18 protein-coding genes and 1 riboswitch are annotated in these 21,565 nt (G+C 37.6%); of the genes, 8 read left to right on the plus strand and 10 right to left on the minus strand.

From position 1 onward, the window contains the following. Positions 1-112: 112 nt before the first annotated feature. A complete protein-coding gene (locus ASE92_RS09135) occupies positions 113-1,570 on the plus strand; it encodes a serine hydrolase (protein WP_056849789.1) in 1,458 nt (485 codons plus the stop codon). 216 nt (positions 1,571-1,786) lie between these two features. On the opposite strand, the gene ASE92_RS09140 is transcribed toward ASE92_RS09135, so the two are convergent. Next, on the minus strand, positions 1,787-2,770 hold the full coding sequence (locus ASE92_RS09140) for a hypothetical protein (RefSeq protein WP_157255697.1): 984 nt from the start codon (positions 2,768-2,770) through the stop codon (positions 1,787-1,789). Between the two features lie 471 nt (positions 2,771-3,241). On the opposite strand from ASE92_RS09140, the gene ASE92_RS09145 reads away from it, so the two are divergent. The 3 genes from ASE92_RS09145 to ASE92_RS09155 all read left to right on the plus strand — a co-directional run bounded on the left by ASE92_RS09145 (position 3,242) and on the right by ASE92_RS09155 (position 6,522). Beyond that, positions 3,242-4,438, plus strand: coding sequence for a sulfite oxidase (locus tag ASE92_RS09145; protein WP_056849791.1), 1,197 nt, complete (start codon positions 3,242-3,244; stop codon positions 4,436-4,438). A gap of 92 nt (positions 4,439-4,530) precedes the next feature. Then, entirely contained in the window at positions 4,531-5,127 is a 597-nt protein-coding gene (locus tag ASE92_RS09150; RefSeq protein ID WP_082454996.1) for a DUF305 domain-containing protein, read from the plus strand. Between the two features lie 3 nt (positions 5,128-5,130). Then, complete coding sequence (locus tag ASE92_RS09155) at positions 5,131-6,522, plus strand: beta-propeller fold lactonase family protein (RefSeq protein ID WP_056849793.1); 1,392 nt, start codon at positions 5,131-5,133, stop codon at positions 6,520-6,522. Positions 6,523-6,528: 6 nt separating this feature from the next. Here ASE92_RS09155 and ASE92_RS09160 read toward each other — a convergent pair whose 3' ends face one another. The 5 genes from ASE92_RS09160 to ASE92_RS09180 all read right to left on the minus strand — a co-directional run bounded on the left by ASE92_RS09160 (position 6,529) and on the right by ASE92_RS09180 (position 10,897). Then, positions 6,529-7,515, minus strand: coding sequence for a YeiH family protein (locus tag ASE92_RS09160; protein WP_056849794.1), 987 nt, complete (start codon positions 7,513-7,515; stop codon positions 6,529-6,531). A 117-nt stretch (positions 7,516-7,632) separates the two neighbouring features. Further along, positions 7,633-8,382: a substrate-binding domain-containing protein gene (locus ASE92_RS09165; RefSeq protein WP_008245473.1), complete on the minus strand. Its 750-nt coding sequence runs from the start codon at positions 8,380-8,382 to the stop codon at positions 7,633-7,635. Positions 8,383-8,393: 11 nt separating this feature from the next. After that, positions 8,394-9,314 (minus strand): substrate-binding domain-containing protein, encoded by a 921-nt coding sequence (locus ASE92_RS09170; protein WP_056849795.1) that lies wholly within the window; start codon positions 9,312-9,314, stop codon positions 8,394-8,396. Positions 9,315-9,333: 19 nt separating this feature from the next. Beyond that, entirely contained in the window at positions 9,334-9,789 is a 456-nt protein-coding gene (locus ASE92_RS09175; protein ID WP_056849796.1) for a DsrE family protein, read from the minus strand. A 19-nt stretch (positions 9,790-9,808) separates the two neighbouring features. Next, entirely contained in the window at positions 9,809-10,897 is a 1,089-nt protein-coding gene (locus tag ASE92_RS09180) for a c-type cytochrome (protein WP_008245462.1), read from the minus strand. A gap of 144 nt (positions 10,898-11,041) precedes the next feature. Here ASE92_RS09180 and ASE92_RS09185 point away from each other — a divergent pair, with 144 nt between their 5' ends. From ASE92_RS09185 to ASE92_RS09195, 3 genes are read left to right on the plus strand one after another with little or no spacing between them, the layout of a single operon-like run. Next, a complete protein-coding gene (locus ASE92_RS09185; RefSeq protein WP_008245460.1) occupies positions 11,042-11,941 on the plus strand; it encodes a LysR family transcriptional regulator in 900 nt (299 codons plus the stop codon). Then, the gene (locus ASE92_RS09190) at positions 11,934-12,440 is read left to right on the plus strand and encodes a hypothetical protein (RefSeq protein WP_056849797.1); all 507 of its coding nucleotides are present in this window, start codon (positions 11,934-11,936) and stop codon (positions 12,438-12,440) included. Before ASE92_RS09185 ends, ASE92_RS09190 begins: the two co-directional genes overlap by 8 nt. Before the next feature lie 39 nt (positions 12,441-12,479). Further along, on the plus strand, positions 12,480-12,869 hold the full coding sequence (locus ASE92_RS09195; protein ID WP_056849798.1) for a YidH family protein: 390 nt from the start codon (positions 12,480-12,482) through the stop codon (positions 12,867-12,869). A 504-nt stretch (positions 12,870-13,373) separates the two neighbouring features. Here ASE92_RS09195 and ASE92_RS09200 read toward each other — a convergent pair. The 4 genes from ASE92_RS09200 to ASE92_RS09215 all read right to left on the minus strand — a co-directional run bounded on the left by ASE92_RS09200 (position 13,374) and on the right by ASE92_RS09215 (position 18,331). Beyond that, a complete protein-coding gene (locus ASE92_RS09200) occupies positions 13,374-14,672 on the minus strand; it encodes a voltage-gated chloride channel family protein (RefSeq protein WP_056849799.1) in 1,299 nt (432 codons plus the stop codon). Positions 14,673-14,799: 127 nt separating this feature from the next. Continuing rightward, complete coding sequence (locus ASE92_RS09205) at positions 14,800-15,207, minus strand: PepSY-like domain-containing protein (RefSeq protein ID WP_116170610.1); 408 nt, start codon at positions 15,205-15,207, stop codon at positions 14,800-14,802. A gap of 16 nt (positions 15,208-15,223) precedes the next feature. Further along, positions 15,224-16,501 (minus strand): phosphopyruvate hydratase, encoded by a 1,278-nt coding sequence (gene eno, locus ASE92_RS09210; protein WP_056849801.1) that lies wholly within the window; start codon positions 16,499-16,501, stop codon positions 15,224-15,226. Between the two features lie 379 nt (positions 16,502-16,880). Next, positions 16,881-16,946, minus strand: a riboswitch (Fluoride riboswitch). Between the two features lie 362 nt (positions 16,947-17,308). Then, complete coding sequence (locus tag ASE92_RS09215) at positions 17,309-18,331, minus strand: S41 family peptidase (RefSeq protein ID WP_056849802.1); 1,023 nt, start codon at positions 18,329-18,331, stop codon at positions 17,309-17,311. Between the two features lie 496 nt (positions 18,332-18,827). Here ASE92_RS09215 and ASE92_RS09220 point away from each other — a divergent pair, with 496 nt between their 5' ends. Next, a complete protein-coding gene (locus ASE92_RS09220) occupies positions 18,828-21,194 on the plus strand; it encodes an ABC transporter permease (RefSeq protein ID WP_082454997.1) in 2,367 nt (788 codons plus the stop codon). Positions 21,195-21,565: the final 371 nt, after the last annotated feature.

Genomic DNA, 21,565 nt, shown 5'->3' on the forward strand with positions numbered 1-21,565 from the left:
GAGTAAAAATAGATGTCTTCTCAAAATTGTTTCTAAGTTGTAATTTAACGATTTGATTTACCCTGCAACCAATCATCTATAACTGTCGTCTTATTATCATTAGATATATTATATGAGAAGATCCTATCTGTATGTATTAGCCATAAGTTTATTTAGTTTATCACCAGTTTTTTCTCAGGAAAATCTGCAAAGAGATAAGATAGCGGAGTTTGAAAAGGGATTGCCATTAGGCGTAATCTTTAAGGATAGCATTCAAACGACTTTTAATATTCTTGAAAGAATGAAGCACTATAAGGTGCCATCAGTTTCTATAGCGGTTATTGATGGGGGAAGAATCATATGGTCAAAGGCTTATGGCAATCGTGAGCTTTCATCAGAAAGCAAGGCCGATGTGAACACGCTGTATCAAACGGCATCTATAAGTAAATCTATTAATGCTATAGCAGTTTTGCGACTAGCTCAGGAAGGTAAGATCTCGCTAGAGAAAGACATAAGAGAATATTTGACGAGCTGGAAGGTTCCAGAAAATAACTTTTCTAAATCAAAAAAAATTACAATTTCCCAGCTCCTTAGCCACACAGCTGGTTTAGGTACAGGCGGCTTCTTTGGATATCAAATTAATGATACCATACCAAATTTAAATCAAATTCTTGACGGAATCCATCCTGCAAATAGCGATGCTGTGAGGTCAATTAATGCACCGGGAAATGAATATTATTATTCAGGAGGTGGTACTACTGTTATTAGAAAGATCTTGGAAGATAAACTTAAAACGAATTATTCCTCACTAATGCAAACTACTGTTTTGAATCCGCTTAGAATGAAGCGGAGCACTTATAGCCAGCCTTTGCAGGCCTCAGCGTTAAACTATGCTCGTGGTTATATTGGAGATGGTCAAGCTGTACCGGGCGGCTATCATATTTTCCCAGAGCTAGCCCCTGATGGCTTATGGAGCAATGCGACTGAAATTGGAGCGGTTATAATAGAAGTTCAAAAGTCTCTTAAGGGGAAGTCAACATATCTGAATAAAACAACAACTCAAAAGATGTTTACCAAAGTTCTACCATCTTCAAATTACACTTTAGGTTTTGTTGTAGAGAAGAAACCAGGAGAAACCTATTTCTCACATAGAGGGGCAAATTATGGATACCGAAGTGTGTTTTATGGTAGCATGGAATCTGGAAAGGGTATAGTTGTCTTAACCAATTCGGAAAACGGCGAAATGCTTATAAATGAAATTGTCAATAGCGTTGCAATTGTATATAATTGGAAGGGGTTTTACGGTCCCTTAGTAAAGGAATTGGTAAAGATTGATGATGCGCTTATCAAACAAGTGATAGGAAATTACACGAGTGGAGAGGCTAAATTTCCTATTACCCTAGATAATGGAAAGCTGATGATGACAGGTAATGCTCCTGAACAACTATATCACGTAGGGAATCATACCTTTTTTCTTCTGTCAAACCCGAATATTCAAGTTCAATTTTCTAGTTCAAATGGCAGTGAAAATTTTGATGTTTTGGAACTTAAGGAGAATGGAAAGCTTCTAATAAAGGCTAATAAAACTTAAAGATGTAATGTTTTTATAAGAAATTATAGATAGTTAAATTTTTGAAATTGAATCACTAGAACCTTAGTTTTTTGAGACAAAGTTAATACCACATGTATGAGCTCCAAATTTAGTCTTAATGGAAACTGTGTTATTTGAACGCTAAGTGATGGCGGTTTCAAGCTCACATCATGATCGGCATTCTCGCGGTGGGAATAGTCTTAACTTATCTTACGACTATTGCTTTTCGGAAAAGAAACCCCTTGCCTTTAGAACGGTTTTTTTCTTAATTTCAAAAAGTTCTTCTGCATAGGCACCCATTATTGGCTCTACACAGTTTCCCTCTATCTTAAAATATGGAGAGGTAAAAGTCATATTGTGGTAAACGCCGTCTATTATTTTATCAAAGTTTAGTGTTCCGAACGGGATTTTTTCTATTTGCACTCTGGAGGTATCAGAACTGTTGAAGCGTCTTGGGTCGCCGGGACTTGCCCACCTTCCGTTTGTGGTGGGATAGACATCAAAATATTGGTATTTCTCATGAAACAGCTTGCCACAATACTTCGAGACAAAAAGCAGTACGTATTTATGATGGGAGAACGCTGGCACTCCGTAATGATCATAGGCAGTAAATTTTATGGAATCCCCTTTAAAATCACCATAGAGGTTTTTGATGATTTTGTACGATGCGTCGAATTTTGAATCCATGGAAAACCTGTCGCAATACAGAGTGTCTCTTGCATAATTAACAGAAATTTTTTCAGCAATAAAAACGTAGAGTTTTTCGGCTGGCTGATCACAGTTTTGATATGGCAGGCATGGCTGTTTTAGTAAAGTAATTTCGACGGAGTCCTTCCTTATCAAGTCCGATACCGCATGTCTTTGAGTAATATGTTGATAGGATTTAAAGATGAGAGAATCCTTGAGATCCGCTGTTATTGAAAAGCGGTGCATCGTATTTGGCCTAGCAATATAAACAGTATCCTGAGATAATTTTAAAAACTCTTTATAATGCTCTGAAAACTTTGCTCCTTCACCAGGCTCCGGCGAGGCGAGATATGCTTTTGAAAACTTTTGGAGGGTATCATTTAAAATGATTTGACCAAAAGACATGGACTGAACACTTGATTCCTTTAATCTACCAGAGATTTGTACCCTTTGTGCAGCGGCAAAAAGAGATACCAAAGATAAGTAAATCAATAACGTACATCTGGTAATCATATTTATAAAACTTTGTTAATGGTTTATACTCCTGTATAGATGCTGTAAGTGTCGATTTTACATAAAATCTAACACAAAAATCTGATGTCAATCATAATAAAATATAAAAAACGCAAATATTATTATTTATAGAAATTCTTTCCTAATTGTCACTCAAAATTCGCTATAACTTATAAACATGAGAAACTTCTTTAATTTGCGTCCGTTTCGTTCTTGACTTTCACAATATCTTCCTTTTTTGAGACTAAATTTACGCTATAGATTTTTTGGCTTATCACAAATCTACCATTTTTTGATAGAAATTGAGATGAGTATTTGATAAACAGTTATAGAATTATTATGTCTTTTCTAGCAGGCCAGCGATGAAGTAAAGTCTACAGATGTTTCCTTTCAACCATCAAGAAAATGGAAGAATATAAGTTATCCTATGAGAGATTTTTAGCTATATTGTAATCACTTACATTTATTGAAATGAAAAACGACAAAACATCACAAAACTACACGTTAAACAGACGTAATTTTGTTACTGGAATTATCCCGGTGATAGCTGGTGCGACAATACCATCCTGGGCTTCCGCGAAGGAGATTCAACAAACCAGTCAAGACAGTGAATTTCCAGGACTTATTACGCGAGAGAAAAAGCCATTAAATATGGAGTTTCCATTTCCTACGTTAAAAAACAGGATTACTCCAAATAACCAGTTCTTCATCAGGAGTCATTTTAACATCCCCAATATTGATGCTGCAAATTGGGAATTAGAGATTGGCGGCAACACCAATCAGGTCATAAAGATCAATCTGAGCGAACTTAAAAAGCTTCCTGCAAAAAAGGTAATGGCTACTATAGAATGTGCCGGAAACGGACGTGCTAACCTCGCCCCAAAAGTGAAGGGTTTAGGATGGGAACAAGGTGGGATCAGCAATGCTGAATGGACAGGAGTACCTTTATCCGTATTGTTAAAAAAGGCTGGGATAAAGGTGGGTACGGTAGACATTATTTTGGAAGGGAATGATGAGGGGATGATTACAGAAGAGCCGAAATCACCAGGGAAAATCAAATTCGCCCGGAGCATTCCTTTAAAAACAGCAATGCAGGATCACATCATCATCGCCTATGAAATGAATGGAAAACCATTGAGTGCTGAACATGGTTTCCCGGCAAGGGCAATTATTCCAGGATGGTATGGTATGGCATCTGTGAAATGGCTGATGAAAATTACTGCATCTGAAAAGCCGTTTGATGGCTATTGGCAGACGATTGAATATGCTTACTGGAAGCGTGTTGAAGGACTACCTACCTTGACGCCCGTAACCACTACATTGGTTAAGTCTGAAATATCAAGGCCGGTATTGTTTGAAGCGGTGCCGGCTGGAAAACCTTATCAAGTAAGGGGTGCAGGATGGTCAGGTGATAGTAACCTATCGAAAGTAGAAATAAGCACGGATAAAGGCAATTCATGGCAACCAGCAAAATTAATTGGTCCTGCTATCCGTTTCGCCTGGCGGCTATTTGAATTTGAATGGGTGGTTCCTGCTAAGACTGGAAGATATAGTTTAATGGCTAGAGCGACAGATCAAAATGGCAAAACGCAACCCATGGAGCATGATTTAGACAGAAGAACTTACATGGTTAATTTTATCTCGCCAATTGATGTAGATGTAATATAGCTCAATAAGAACAAATTTCAGGATCTTGCGGTTATCGCATAAGGCTTGTCTGGCATAAACAGTTTATCACATTTAATATTCTACATCAAACCATGATCAGATTCACGTCTATACTTTTACTATTTGCTAGTTTCTCTGCACGAGCACAACATGAACACATGCAAATGGCAACTAAAAAAAATATCTTCCTTGGGCAAATGGCCCATATGATGATGAAGATGGATGAAATATCAGCTACCACATCTGCAGACAGAGATTTCATACAAATGATGATCCCACATCACCAGGGTGCTATTGATATGGCAGAAGAAGAGATTAAGACCGGAAAAAATAAAGAAATGATTCAGCTGGCTAAAAGTATCAAAGCTGAGCAACAAACCCAGATTCAGCAAATGCAACTCCTGCTCAGCCATCCTGAAGGATTTATCGCTACAGGCAACCAACATCAAAACGCTAACCAGAAGATGATGAAAGTGATGATGGAACAAATGCCTGAAGAAAAACAATTGACGGATACTGATCTGTCCTTTGCAAAAATAATGCTTCCTCACCATCAGGCTGCCATCGACATGGCTAAAGTTGAGTTGCGGTATGGAAAAAATAAAAATGTAAAAAGACTGGCCGAGAATATTATCTCAGATGAACAGATAGAAATCCAACAAATGAAGACATTTACAACCTCCCATTAACATATGAAAAAGATATCCTTGTTTACGCTATTTATATCCAGTTTTGTCCTACAATCAAAAGCACAATCAATCTATGCCCAAGACAGGGTTTATACAGGCAATCAGATATCTAATACGGTTTCTGTCTTAGATCCCTCAACACAAACGCTATTAGGAAATATTGTTCTTGGTAAACCCCAACCTGATATCTTAAGTCCTCTATATAAGGGACAGGCCCTGGTTCATGGCCTGGGTTATTCCCCTAAAAAGCAATTACTAGCAGCGGTTTCCATTGGATCAAATTCAGTAACCTTTATTTCAACAGCAAAAAATAAAGTATTAAAAACTGTTTATATCGGACGTTCACCGCATGAGGCAACCTTTAACCCTTCAGGATCACAGGCATGGATATCGGTAAGAGGAGAATCGTATATCAGCGTAATTGATGCAAATAAACTGATTGAAATCAAGCAAATCCCAGTAGCCGACGGCCCGGGAATGGTTGCTTTTACTCCAGATGGAAAATGGGCTTATATTTGTTCCAGCTTTACTGCAGAAGTGGATGTAGTGAATGCAACTTCTTATGCTATTGTAAAGCGTATTCCAGTAGTTAGTCCATTTTCTCCAAATATATTCTGTAGTCCTGACGGGAAATGGATTGCATTGACACATAAGGATGTAGGGAAGATCACTGTCATCAGCACGGAGACAAATACTATACATACAGTACTAAATACAGGTCCAATTACCAACCATGTCACTTTTACTTTAGTTAATAATTCACCTGTGATGCTGGCAACCATTGGCGGAGAAAACAGCTTAAAAGTATTTAGTGTTTCACAAGATTTCAAGCTTACTGATAGCATTGCGACAGGATCATTGCCACATGGCGTCTGGACTTCAGCAGATGGTAAATTTGCATATGTCGGATTAGAAAATGATGACCAGGTACAAGTGGTTGATCTGGTAAAAATGGCCGTTGTAAAAACCATTGCTATTGGACAATGTCCGCAAGCATTGTTGTACGCCGCTAATGCCAGCCCTGCAAATGCCTCAAAAGAAAATTTAACCCCGCTTAATCTTGCAGACAAAAGTCAGGTGATTAAATTGATGAATAAGGATAATTCAATGTCATCAGGCATGCTAAACGTAAGAAGCGTAGGCTTGACTGATCTTGTCCAACAGGACTTTAAAAAACTCGAGCCAAATACTTCGTATACTTTAGCGTTAACCAACTCCTCAAATGATACGTTTAACGCAGATTATGTCATCAATTCTTTTAAGACCGATGAAAAAGGAGCTTTTAGCGGTCAATCCTCGGGGATAATTAAGAGTGTAGGAACAGGTGGCGCCGATTATAAACATGTGGTTCTTATTGATGATCTTTCAAAAAAGCTGGTGATGATCAGTAACTAATGTATTTTAAACCAAAGATATAACTGCCCATAATGCAGCACTTGAAATTACTATCCATAAAATTACGCCTTGTAACAGTGGCATTATCCCCACTGCTTTCAAGATAGTAAATGAGAGTCCGCTTCCTATCAGGAACAATGTTAAAGTTAAGCCTACTTTTGCTAATGCTACAAAGTAGGGCGCAAAAGGCTTAATAAAAGGTAAGTAGGTGTTGGCGATCATTGCCAGGATAAATAGCCCTATAAAATAGGGTATACTAACTTTGCTATTGTTGCTTTTGAATAGGAAAGATGTACCAAACGCTACGGGAACAATCCATAGTGCTCTGGCTAACTTAACAGTTGTGGCTATCTGTAGTGCTTGTTCACCATATTTACTGGCTGCCCCAACAACAGAACTGGTATCGTGAATAGCAATGGCACACCACATACCAAATTGTGACTGTGACAAGTTAAGCGCATGTCCGATAGCGGGGAAAAGAAATAAGGCCACCGAGTTGAGTATAAAAACAGTACCCATTGCAACGGAGATCTGTTTTTCTTCTGCGTTCATTACAGGCGACAATGCAGCAATAGCACTTCCACCACAGATCGCCGTTCCAGCTGATATCAAAAAAGATGTTTTACGTTCTATTTTAAATACTTTTCCCAGGATAAAACCAATGATAAGCACTCCGAAAATAGAAACTACGGTAAACAGTACGCCTTCTTTTCCTGCTTTCATTGCACTGAATACATTCATTCCAAATCCTAGCCCGACAACAGAAATTTTTAGCAGCAGGTTTGTGGCCTTGTGATTTAAATGCAGATAGGGATGTTCCATTAGTTGCGCCAATACTAATCCTAGCAATAAGGCTAAAGGAGGCGACATAAATGGAAAGAGGCACAGCAAAACTGCCAGGATGAAGATAATTTTGCGGGTGTTTAAATTTAAGTTTAGCAGGTTACCCGCCTTTATTTTAGAAGAATTTGAATTGTCTTTGATTTGTGTCATGATTTTGATTGTCTTTATTTTCTAATTCAAAGATCCATAACTAATAAACCCCGATCAAATCATTAAAACTTATCTTCCATAACTTCATGTTATAGAAGATAAGTTTTTAGACATTATTTATTCCCAACCCCATTTTTTGAAAATGAGATGTCCTTTATCGGATTGCATAAACTTGATAAAATCCTCAGTTTCCGACTTATGCGTACCAGTGCTACCCCTCACTACAGGTGTACCTCTATAGACTGTTTGTGTAACAGGAATCCTAACCATTGAGGTGAGGTCTGGTAAACGGTTATGCCAGGAGCCAAATGTTATCCAGGCATCATATTGAGGATCATTTTTCCATGCAGCAATACCCAATGCCGAATTTGCAAATGTACCTGCTATACGCTGCTGTATGTTTGCAATCAGATCTTGTCGACCTGCCAAATCTTCCCAAAGCCCCATTTGCCCAGCCCCATTCACATCAAGAATTTTCACACCTGGTTTACAGAGATCGCCCAGATTTTTGATGTTTTTAGGATTGCCGGGCCGTACAAGGATCGCTGCCGCACGTTTATATAACTCTGTCCGAGAGTTCGCCACTATCATGTTTGGGTGGTCAGACATGAATTTTGAAAGCATGTATTCTGCTCCTCCAAAGAACAGATCTGCATGTTTCATTGCATCCGGCATCCATTCATTATCTGGCCCGGCAGTGACTTTAATTACGATATCATGCTGCTTTCCAAAAACCTTCGCACATTCATTGATCGGTCCGAGCGGCCCACCGGGACCATAGACATATAAAGTATCATTTGGAATTTGTGCATTCCCAATGGTCACTACAGCAACGACTGACAATATGGTTAAAAATATATTTTTCATTGTGTTTATGTTTAAGGTAAATCAAAACCAAACTTTTTGTAGATGGCAGCAGCCTGCGGACTGATCAAAAAATCCATAAAATCTTTTGCAGCGGCCGGATGTGGCGCATCTTTTAACTGTCCGGCTATATATTGCGCATGGATATTCTCTTTTTCAGGAATTTCAATGAGCTCAACAGGATGGCCAATCATTTTCTGATAGTAGGCCTCAGTATACCATACTGGAGCGGCGTCACTTTCATTGTATAGGATCCTCATTGGTGATTGGCGATGATGGATCATGGTAAGATAAGTAGTCTTATCTTTAACTTTATCTTCCATGATGGTAGATTTTAATGTTTCTCCTCCAGCTTTCAGATAGGCTTCTTCAATACGTTTACCAATCCCTTCATTTTCTGGATTTGGCATACTGATCCTCAGCTCTTTATCTGCTAAATCTTTGAGTGACTTCAATGCCTTCGGATTTCCCTTTTGGACCATGATTGCCAACCTGTTTCTAGCATATAAAGTCGTTTTGCTAAACCATTCAGGGGTCATGTCTATCCGGTTCTTACCAGCTGTATAAACATCCGGCTTTAAGGTAATTCTCATGTTGCCCACCACAATGCTACCGGTTTTTATTTGTTGGGCTAAAATGCCTGGGGGAAGCGTTTCGGCAAATACCCGCTGATACTGTGGATATGACTTTTTAAAGGCTGCAATTAATTCGTCAATGCACATAAACTGGTTACCGGCAAAGAAAACCACCAGTTGGGGATCATTAATGTCTCCAAAAAGATCAGGCACATTGTCTACTCCAGGTACTGTGAACTGAACTTTACTTTCAGGTGGAGTATTCCAGGGCGGATCAAAGCGATGATCCTGGGCCTTAACATTTCCACAAAGCAATAAAAATGCAACTGTGGCTAAAAAGGTGTGATTTATATATTTCATGATTTTCTAATTATTTGGTTTAAGGATGTACAACTGCCCATCCCTGATATTGACGGATGATGATTTCACCATTGCCGCTGGGTACATAACTGATAAAATCAAATAAGGTATTTTTTTCGATCTTTCTTTCTCTGACGGTATTTTCGCATTGTGCAAGAATTACTCCTCTGGACTGCAGTTCTAATAATGTTTTTTCAAAAGATCCGTTCTTCTGGTAAACAGCTACGCCATCTCCAAAGGCAATAAGTTCTGCATTGATTTTCCCTTTTAACCTGGGATCGTCGAGTGCATTTTTTAGGTTTCGAAGTGTTCCTGCAATCTTTTTCTCATCACCGTTATTGATTACATACAGTGCCTTATAATTTTTAAGGGTGGCTTTTGCCCCTGTAAAATTAGCAGGTGTAGTTTGGGCAAAAGTGGCCGAGGTTGCTGCGATCAGCAAAAATAATGTACAGATTAAGGTTATTTTTTTCATGATTTTAGATTTTGATAATTTATTTAGTTGTTAATTTTACTTGTTTTTCGGAGGTTACAATTGGTGCAAATGGACCATATTTATGCTGATTTTCAGAAAATTTGTCGGCATATGGTCCGTATGGCGCATCAAAAGGTTTTTTTAACAAATCAGGGTAATCTTTTCTTTGATCTTTATGTGGTCTTGGCTGTGAGTTCACAAAAGCAGCGAGATCCCAGGCCTCCTCATCACTTAACTGCGCATCTCCATATCTGGCGCCATATGGCATATTGTTCTTTACGAACCCCGCAAAGTTACTGAGTCTATACATCCCTGCGCCATCATTGTAGCTGTGTTTGCCCCATAATGGCGGATAAACATAAGTTAGTTTGTCTTCATCGAGTATTCCCTCACCCTTTGCACCATGACAACTTTGACATTTACTGGTATATAAAATCGCTCCATGTTTGACATTCGCTGCCCTATCCAGGTATTTTAATTTTTCGGTTCCCGTTCCAAATACTTTCTCCCCTTTTTTTACACCAGTTCCAAGCCATTTCATATAAGCCAGCATTGCCTGTATCTCTTTACTAGATTCGTCTGGTACTTTGCCTGCAAGACTTCGATTGAAGCACTCTGCAATACGTGCCGATGCAGGTTCAACCTTTCCTGATCTGCCACTCATTTTAGGAAAACTGGAAATAAAACCAGCATAATTATTTCCGAACAGTTTGGTTCCACCCTCGAGGTGACAATTCTGACAGTTCATACCATTTGTAATACGGGCTATGGATCCATTTGGCCCAAAATATTTGCTCGTATGTGCTATTAATTCTTTGCCATACCTAATCATCTGGCCGTACTTGGTGTCCGCCGGAATCGTATTTTCATCAGGCGCTTTCCAGGCATCAGCAGGTACAACCTGGCTTTTGACTTTAACAGCAGCTATACCGGTTTCCACATCCTGTTTGGTTTTTGCTGTCAATTCTACATCTGGCTGCCCATTAAAGAATAAAGTGCAGATGAAAATAGTTCCACAAGCAACAAATAGAATCGCAATGATAGCCGTTGTCCTGGCTGTATATATAAGTGCTTGTCTGATTTCTTTTTCTTTTGATTCCTTATTCATAACCAATGTTTTTCTGTTACAAATGTGCATTTATTCTACGCATCAGAAAAAGCATAAAAAGTTATTGATGATAACATAAGGTTATGATGTCAGTACCTGTTGAAACAAATTGTTTGTATCTTAGCTTATCTACTAAAACCGTGTATGATAGATTTCCGTTTGCAAGTATTTTATGCTGTCGCTAAAAGGCTGAATTTTACAAAGGCCTCGGCAGAGTTATTTATCAGTCAGCCTGCTGTAACCAAACACATTAAAGAATTAGAGCAGGAGTTCAAAATGTCATTATTTGAACGCAGTGGAAACAAAAAAATCAGCCTCACCCCAGCCGGCGAATTATTGTTGCATTACGCAGAACAGATTTTTGGAACCTACCGGGAACTGGAATATGATATGAATCTACTTACTAAACAGCATAAAGGAATATTGAGGATTGGTGCCAGCAGTACTGTGGCACAATATATCATTCCACCTGTATTGGCACAGTTTCACAATAAGTTTAAGGATATACAAATCCAACTGGTTACCGGAAATACAGAAGATGTAGAGCAGCGTTTGATTGCTAAGGAAATAGATTTTGGAATCATTGAAGGCATCTCCCGGAACCCACAGATTAAATACGAACAATATCTAAAAGATGAGCTGGTGTTGGTGTGTTCTGGTCACAATTATGCCATGAAAAAGGAAATAATCAAACCGAATGAGTTGAAGGATTATGATTTATTACTTCGTGAACCTGGTTCTGGTACACTAGATGTTATTGCATATGCTTTAAAAGCACACCGGATAAAGGTGGGGGACTTAAATATAGAAATGCAGTTAGGTAGTACCGAAAGCATTAAATCCTATCTGATTCACAGCAAATGCCTGGCTTTTTTATCTATCCACTCCATATTGAAAGAGCTCAAGAACAATGAATGCCGCATCATAGATATCAAGGATATGGTTATCGAAAGGCCGTTTCATTTCATTCAGCTTCATGGTCAGCCGGACGCTCTGGCGGAACTATTTATGCGCTTCGCTAAAAGCTACAACTACAATGTATAGTGTTACCGAAATTTCGAGGAAATATCAGCCAGCTAAAGTGCTGCTGCTCTTTGTTTCTGAAGCTCCTGGAGGTGGCGATAAACATTTTTACCTGGGAAATACTAATCTGTTTCGAACAATTTATCTTGCATTTAGTGAGGTATTTGGCGATTTTAAATCTGTAGAAGATTTTTTGCAGTTCTTTAAGGGCACTGGATGCTTTTTGGAACATCTAACTTGTACACCTATTGATAAATCGTCAGTGAAAATCAGAAAGAACCAAAGGCAGGGTGGAATAGAGCAATTAGCTCATAAAATCAGAACATATCAACCCCGATTAATCATGATCCTAATGAAAAGCATTGAACAAGAGGTTAAAGAATCTATTGACCTATCAGGCTTATCGTTTATCGAAGAAATTGCAGTTACCTGCTATCCTGCCGGCACTGAATCAAACAGGCTTGCTTGCATCCGGGATACCAGGGTTATCATCTCCAAACTGGCATCGATATTGACATAACATGCAAAATATGTTGCTTATATACCGATACAGAACAAGATGAAAATTCAAGAACAAGAAAATACCAAACAGCATGCAGGAGACCATTTGGCTAATGAAAGAACATTTTTGGCCTGGATCAGAACCAGTATTGGTATCATGGGATTTGGTTTCGTGGTAATGAAATTCTCGCTATTTATCAAGCAGATCAGTGCTGCACTGGGGAGTAAAGTACCACTGCACCAAACCGGAGATTCCCGCATTATCGGGATTTTTCTAGTTGCCTTGGGAGCAATTACTATCATTTGTTCTTACTTAAGATATAATTCAACGAAAGAACAACTGAATCAGGGGGTGTATTACCACTCAACACTTTTTGTTAAAGTTTTAACCGCTTTAGTTTTCATAGCCAGTATACTTTTATTGCTCTACCTTATTAAAACAACATAGGAAGTTAAATTCATCATATATCAATAACATCTCCGGGTAGGCTTATTTTGTGAAAAATAATACCGGAATTTCAAAATGCTCGCTATAAGTTTATAGCGTTGTTCTAAAAAGGTATTTTGCATAAACATCATGTACAGGTAATATTTGTTTTGGCTTCAGCGCATCTGCAAAAGCTGATACAATAAGTTACTGTAGTAAATGGAGCCGAGTTCTACTGGCAGTACTGCTTTATCAATGTTCTGGAACGATATTCATCTCTTATTGCAGAGAGTACAAGTAAGTAGTAATTTCGTTTTTTGAGGAGCTGTTTTCTCTTTGCTGTACTTGATGCTTTAAAAAAGAGAGGAATGAAAACGGTCGATATACCATAATAGTGCAGTTTATGACTTAAACCTAAAATTTAAGCGTTGTTTTTTGTTACAGGTTGCTGACTGCATTGGTCAAGGGTCTTATGAAAATTTCACCTTTTTATGATAATTTACCGGAACAGGATAAGGCAATATTTTATGTTCCCGTAAATATTTTGGGTACCGCAATACGCTGTGAAGAATATATACCCGAATGGCCACTGAAAAAATAGGCTGTAAAACAGGCTACCGCAAAAAACATGGTGTATTCACTACCAAAAAGTTCTATACCCATAATCGTACAGGCAAGGGGTGTATTAGTTGCACCAGCAAAAACTGCAATAAATCCAAGGGCAGCAAACAAACTAACTGGAGCATTTAATAAGGTCGAAAGTGCATTGCCTAATGTTGCGCCAATATAAAATAAAGGGGTTACCTCACCACCTTTAAATCCTGTTCCAAGGGTCAAAGTTGTATAAATGGTCTTCCATAACCAGCTCCAAGTATCTGCCCCGCCAGTTTGGAAAGCAGATGGAATGGTTACTGCACCCGGATATTCTGCATCAATACCCAGGCTTAAATAATCCGGTTTCCCAATGGCATAGCTTAGCCCGATAATAATTAAGCCACCTAAAACTGGAATCAGCCATTTTATTTTACAAACCTTTAAGAAGAAGCCCTTTATTTGATGTACCATTATTGCAAATAAGTAGCTTGCCAGACCAAATAAAGCTGATGAAAAGATAATCTTAACAAGCAGTAAAAGATTTATTGGTAAGTATGCTGATAAAAAATAGGCGCTTTTAGCAATCACATCAATATGGTAGGCAGTGTGATGAATGCCCCAGGCTGAAACAGTTAAATCACCAACAATACTGGCTATTAGTGCTGGTAATAAGGCCTTATATTCTATTCTTCCAATAGCCAGCACCTCTAATGCAAATATGGCACCGGTAAGTGGTGTACCAAACACAGCGCCAAATCCAGCCGCAATTCCTGCGGTAAGAAGCACCTTGGTGTCGGTTTCATTAAGTTTAAGCAATCTGCTGGCTATACCGGCAATACTGCCACCAATTTGCACAGCAGTACCTTCTCTTCCTGCTGAACCACCGAACAAATGAGTAATTACCGTAGTCACTAAAATTACAGGAGCCATATAGCTGGGAACTCCGCCACCTGGACTATGAATTTCATCCATAATCAAATTATTTCCCTTTTCAGAAGATTTACCGACAGATTGATAGATGAAATGAATAACTATCCCGGATAGCGGTAGCAGAAAAAGTAGCCAGGTATGCTGAAAACGAAAATGAATTGCCAGATTAAGTAACCCAAGGAACAAAGCGACAATGCTACCAATTACAACAGCAACCGGTAAAACCAGGACTGTCCACCTGATCAGGTGTTTGATGATCGCGTAATGTTCATGTAAAGGGATTTTATTGTTTGTTGTCATTATAACTAAAAGATGTGATTAATTGCGATTGTGAAGCATACTGCCTTATATAGATATGTCAAAAGCTACAATCAATCCGGAAAGGTTGCTGTCCGGATTGTTTGAGCTTTCATGTGTTATTTTATACTTAGTTATCAGTTTTCCTAAAAGTTCCCGACTTATCAAATTTCGCTTCTAAGTCATTAGAAAGACTGACCTCATAACCGTTTGACTCGAGTTCGATTTTTTCTGTTTTTTCGCCTTCATAATTTTTTTTTAAGTAAGCATTTATTTTGGCGGGCAGGATGCTTGCAGGTATCATATTTCCATTTCCATCCAATTCTAAGATTTTCCCTGAACTGCTAAATTCAAGTTCGTAACCACTGCTGAGATGTACCTCGTATTTATTGTCATCACGTTCGACCCGGCTGACTTTTTCTTTTGGAAATTTTTTTTGAAGATAAGACTTTGCGGTCTGTGGTAATGTTTGCGCCATTGCAGCGAATGAAGTAAATACTATGAGGGCAGCTAGGGCTATTCTTATTTTTGTTTTCATATGATTTGGAAATAGATTATGATTTTTTGAAAGTATTTTTACCTGCAAACGAGCTTTGACCACCCAATTCTTCCTCTATGCGAAGCAATTGATTGAATTTAGATACTCGCTCGGAGAGGCAACCGCTACCAGTTTTAATATGACCAGCATTGGTGGCCACGACAAGATCAGCAATTGTCGTATCCTCTGTTTCACCACTTCTATGGGAAATAAAACAATGATAATTGTTTTTCTGTGCCAGTTCAACAGCCTGCAATGTTTCCCAAATGGTTCCGATCTGGTTTAATTTGATTAGCACACTATTACCAATACCTGCATCTATACCTTGTTGGATGATCTCTGGATTGGTGCAGAAAATATCGTCACCTACCAATTCTACTTTCTTGCCCAGGCGGTCTGTCATTTTTTTCCAGCCTTCCCAGTCATTTTCACCCAAACCATCTTCCAGTAAAACGATAGGATACTTATCAATCCACTGCTCCCAAAGGTCAATCAACTGATCAGAGGTAAAGTTTTCTTTCGTGCTTTTAAACAGGCTGTATTTACCATCTTTCCATAGCTCACTCGTTGCTGGGTCAAGGCAGATTGAAATATCTTCACCAGGCTTATAACCAGCCTTTTTTATTGCCTCCATGATGACTTCAACTGCTTCCTCATTGGATTTTAAGTTTGGCGCAAATCCACCTTCGTCACCAACACCTGTAGAATAACCCTTACCTGTTAACAATGATTTAAGAGTATGAAATACTTCTTCACCCATACGGATGCTTTCCTTAAATGTAGGTGCATTGTGTGGTGCAATCATAAATTCCTGGAAGTCCACATTATTATCGGCATGACGGCCACCGTTGACTACATTCATGCAGGGTACCGGCATAATGTATTGGTCTCTTTCTACTAACTGTCTGTACAATGGAATTTGTTTTGAACTAGCAGAAGCACGTGCAAAAGCAATTGAAGCTGCAAGCATGGAATTGGCACCCAGCCTGGATTTATTTTCCGTTCCATCGAGTTCAATCAGTCTTTTATCAAATGCTTCCTGGCTTTCAAATGTTTGTCCAGCCATTGCGCTATTAACCTCCTTATTTAAGCCAGATACAGCAATCTCAACTCCTTTACCCTGGTAACGGGACTGATCCCCATCACGAAGCTCTACTGCTTCTTTTTCGCCAGTACTGGCGCCAGATGGGGAGATACCTCTTGATGTGGTACCATTAATTGTAACCTCAACTTCTACAGTTGGATTGCCTCTGGAATCTAAGATCTCGCGGGCATGAATTTTTGATAATTTCATAGTTTTTGTTTGATATTGAATTTTAGTGTTTGTTCAGTTTGATAACAAATGAATTGCAATAAGAGTAACATTTTCCGAAGGTTAGCTGGCACTGGTAAATGGAATATTTCATCTTTTTGCCTTAAAAAACTCAGACACAAAAAATGTATTCTTATTAAACAGAAAGACTTATCAACCAAGAATGAGATAATCCTATACCAAGGCCTTTGGTAATAGTTCTTATTAGAAGATTTAGATTGTAGAATTCCTTTTTCAAGGGATGAGAAGCAGAAAAATTTCATCACAACCGGAATGGTTGAAAATAAGATGTATTGTTGAAATGTTGATTTTAATATTTTCACCTACAATAGTTTGATCCTGTAGGTTTAATTACCTATAGGTTATTGTAGGCGCCATTAGCTCTTAAAAGCGGTTGAATCGGAAGGACACCATTTCCGTATTACAAATATAATACTAATAAAATAACGTGCAAAATCTTAAAGTAGGTGTTGAGAATTTAATTTATCACTATTCCCTGATTATTTAATAAGTTTTCAGGAGGCGTGGCTTAAGTATGGATTATACTTAGCAGAGTTGCCTACGATTATACTGCTGTACTCCGCTTTTTTCCTATATAATCATAAACTCATTTCATTAATCAAACTCAATTTTTAGTTTTTGATAATGAGTAAATGATAAAATATAATGACAAATTAAAGTTCGTTTTTTGAGACAATTTTATTTCTTTGCCGCAATTTGTGCAATTAAACTTTCAGCTGAAAGATAAGCAGTAGGGGATGAATACTTTTTTTTTGAGACAGTTATGAACTATTTATTCTTTCTGAGCCAAATTAATGCTTTTTTGATTTTTAAATCATCCTTCAGGTTTTCGAAGTTATCACCATTAACAACTTTCAAATCTGGTTCAAGATACTTTGGATAGATTTTTCCATTACGATCTGCCGCATAATCTACAGCTAAATTGAGTCCTGAATACTTATTTAATTTAAAGCCTAGATTACTCGTCGTATAACCGCCACTTTGCTCGCCAATAATAACAGATTTCGTTCGGCCAATGAATGAGATTGCGGTCATTTCACCAGAACTTGCGGTATTTCCACTGATCAAAATTGCGACAGGTATATCTTTACCCACAGGATAGCCACTATATTTTATAGGCGAAACTTTAACTGAGTCGACATAAAAAGTGCCATTCTTAATAATCCAGGATCCATCAGGCTCGTATGTGGAGGTGAGAAATCCACCAACTTTTCCTTCTCCTATTAAATCGCTTAAACCCGCGATCATTGGATACATATTGCCTCCAGTGTTTACTCTCAAATCAATAACCCATCCTTTGATATTCTTGTCATTGACTTTAGATAGTGCATTTTTAATTTCTTTAGCGATGCTATCCATTTGCTTTCCTCTAAAATCGTTGTTTCCAGGAATTAAAATGTAGGCAATATCTTTAGTAATCTTTTCTGCATGAACGGATTGATATTTTTTTGTAGCGGTGGCTATAATATTGTTTATAGGATTGGCTGCCTTTTTATTCCAACTATATGTTTTTTCTCTAAATTTTAAACTGCCGTGATGATCATCAATTTGCTCGAATATATAAGGATATAGATGTAGAACATCTTCATACCGCTTTGCTCCAATAGCTTTAGCATAAACATTTGACCGTAAATCATTCCAATTTACTTTAGTATTTAAGGAGTGCTTTCTAATTATATTTAAGCTGCTATCTAAGTAAGCTCTTACGCTATCGGCAATCAATGATTTGTCATTTTGAGCTTTTACTATCCAAGGCGTCAAAAATATAATTACTGCTAAAATTCGTTTCATAAAACTTGAGATGAAAATTAGCCATTTGAGGTTGCATTCAATTAATTTTTTTTAATTTTTTTCTTTGCCGAATTTGGTGCATTTAAACTTACAACTGAACGAGAGATATACAAGGGGGATGCATAACTTCGTTTTTTTTGAGACAAATTTAAAAGCGAATGTGAACGCCTATCAAAAATTCACCGTTTTTTTATAAATGATATTTTACTAACTAAAATGTTCTAAACGCCTAACTTCATCTAATTAAATCAAAATTTTAACATATTAAAGCTGAATGGAAACTGCTCAACCGCTCCCTATATTTTGGAAGGAATGTTCGATAGCGTTCATCTGACTGTCCGAAATTGAACACCTAACGCTTTCGTAGCATTACAAATAGGCTCTTGGGAGGTATGTTTGAAGTAAGCATTACTTGGCATAATAATAGAAACGAACTATAGAACTTGCACATCATATTTAAGTGCTTTTGATTAGTGACATTTAAACTTTCAAATCTGTGATAGGACATCATTTATTATTTATATACAGAAATTTTAAGAGGTTTAAAATTTCCTTTTTTGTAAATCTTATCGGATTATCTATAGGATTGATATGTACTCTTTTAATCTATTTCTGGATCAGGGATGAGTTAAACATTGACAAGTTCAATGACAATGATACATATCTATATCAAGTATTAAGAAATGAACCACTTAACAATACGGTAAATACCGAAGAATACACTCCTGGACTCCTGGCCCGTGCCCTTGCATCTTCTATTCCAGAAGTCGAGCGTGCTGTAGCAGTCGTACCTCCCAACATTTCCTACAAGGGTGCACTTTCGGCTGGTAGATCAAAAATTTTCACTATCCCTCAGTTTGCTGATCAGGGTTTTTTTGACGTTTTTACTTATCAATTTATTGAAGGAGATAAGAATTCAGTGTTATTGCATAAAAGCGCAATTTCAATTTCGGAGGAAACCGCTTATAAACTGTTTAAAACGACGAAGAACATTATCGGGAAAACCATAGCATTTGAGAACGAATATTTTGCAGGTCAATATATCATATCCGGAATTTTCAAGTCTCAGCCTAGTGCCTCAACTACGTTTGATGTACTATTCAGCTATGACCTCTTTTTAGAAAAACGGCCTGAAGTAAAGGAGTGGTCTAATGGCGGCCCGTCAACCTTTCTAATTTTAAAGAAAGATGCAGATATCCAAAGTGTGAATGACAAAATTACTGAGCTGTTTCTTACTAAACGACAAAACACAAAAGAAACCCTATTCGTACAGCGTTTTTCAGAACGATATCTTTATGGTAGTTATGAAAACGGAGTTCCAATAGTCGGAAGAATGGTTTATGTGCGTCTATTTGGTGTAATCGCGTTGTTCATTCTTGGCATAGCATGCATCAACTTTATGAATCTTTCTACCGCAAAGGCCTCCAGAAGAATGAAGGAAGTGGGCATAAAGAAAGTATTGGGAGCAAAAAGGGGAGCGCTAATGGTTCAATATATTGGAGAGTCAATGTTACTAACAGCTATTTCACTGTTCGTTGCTTTGCTTGCCACAGAATTATTACTACCACAGTTCAATTCCATAACAGGTAAATCCTTAAGTCTACATTTTGACCTGAAGCTAATATTGGCGCTATTCAGCATCAGCCTATTAACCAGTTTGGCTGCTGGCAGCTATCCAGCATTTTACCTTTCTGGATTTAATCCAGCGAATGCCCTAAAAGGCAAATTAAACAGTACAAAAAGTGAACTTTTAATTAGAAAGGGATTGGTTGTATTCCAATTTGTTATCTCTATTATATTAATCATATCTGTTTCTGTAATATACAACCAAATAAAATTTGTAAAAAACAAAAACCTGGGCTACGAAAAAGACAATGTTATTTCTTTTGACAAACAGGGAAAATTAGATAAAAACTTTAAGTCGTTTATCTCCCAACTAAAAAGTACGCCTGGAGTGGTAAATGCATCATATATGTATGGAAGTTTAGCCGGTGGTATCAGCTCCCGTTCAGGTGGACTGTCATGGGAGGGACAAGCATTAGATCAGAAAAACACAAAATTTGATTATCTGGATGTTGATTTTGGCCTTATTGAGACGCTTAATCTAAAAATAGAGCAAGGTAGAAGCTTTTCGCCCGAATTTGGCTCCGACACCTCGGCAATCGTTTTTAACAAAGCTGCAATAAAGACAATGGGGATAAAGGATCCTATCGGTAAAACAGTGAACTTTTACGGGAATAGACAGATAATAGGTGTTGTCGATGACTTTCATTTCGAATCACTTTTTGAAAAAGTTAAGCCCTTCTTTTTTAAGATTGACTATGAAAATGGTGGCAATATATTAGTGCGTATTAAATCTGGGTCAGAAAAGATGGCCATAGAAAATATTGAAAAACTATATAAAGAATTTAACGAAAATCTTCCTTTTGAATATAAATTTTTAGATGATGACTATCAGGTGCAATACACGTTCGAAAACAAGATAGCTATCTTATCGAGGTATTTTGCAGGTACTGCAATTATCATCTCATGTCTCGGTTTGTTTGGACTGGCGGCATTTATGGTGGAGAGAAGATCAAAGGAGATTGCGATTAGAAAGACGCTGGGATGTAGCGATCTAGGTGTTATATCTCTGCTATCGACATTTTTTGTCAGAATTATTTTTATTGCAATTTTCATAGCTTTTCCGATAGGATATTTGATAATGGGCAATTGGCTCGAAAGCTTTGCCTACAGAATATCTTTGCAGTGGTGGCATTTTGCTTTTGCAGGCTTTTTAGCCTTTGTGATGGCTTGGACAGCAATTGCCTCACAAATACTTATCGCTATCAGAATAAACCCAGTAAAATATCTTAAAGAATAGAGCTACGTATAGATCTAATTCTTTGTTCATTAGTTATTTTGAGAGATACTTGATTCTGATAGGGCGCAGCAAATAATCTTTCTCGCTATTCCCTGATTATTTAATAAGTTTTCAGGAGGTGGGGCTTAAGAATGGATTATAGTTAGCAGAGTTGCCTACGATTATACTGCTGTACTCCGCTTTTTTCCTATATTATCATAAACTCATTTCATTAATCAAACTCAATTTTTAGTTTTATAATGAAGAAATGATAAAATACAATGACAAATTAAAGTTCGTTTTTGAGACGAAAATTTACTCACGAATTCGTAGCCTATTAAAAAGCCACCTTTCATTGAGAGTATGATTATATTTGAATAGCTGTTTGTTTA

Origin of the sequence: Pedobacter sp. Leaf41 (assembly GCF_001422545.1) — a bacterium.
Lineage (GTDB): Bacteria > Bacteroidota > Bacteroidia > Sphingobacteriales > Sphingobacteriaceae > Pedobacter.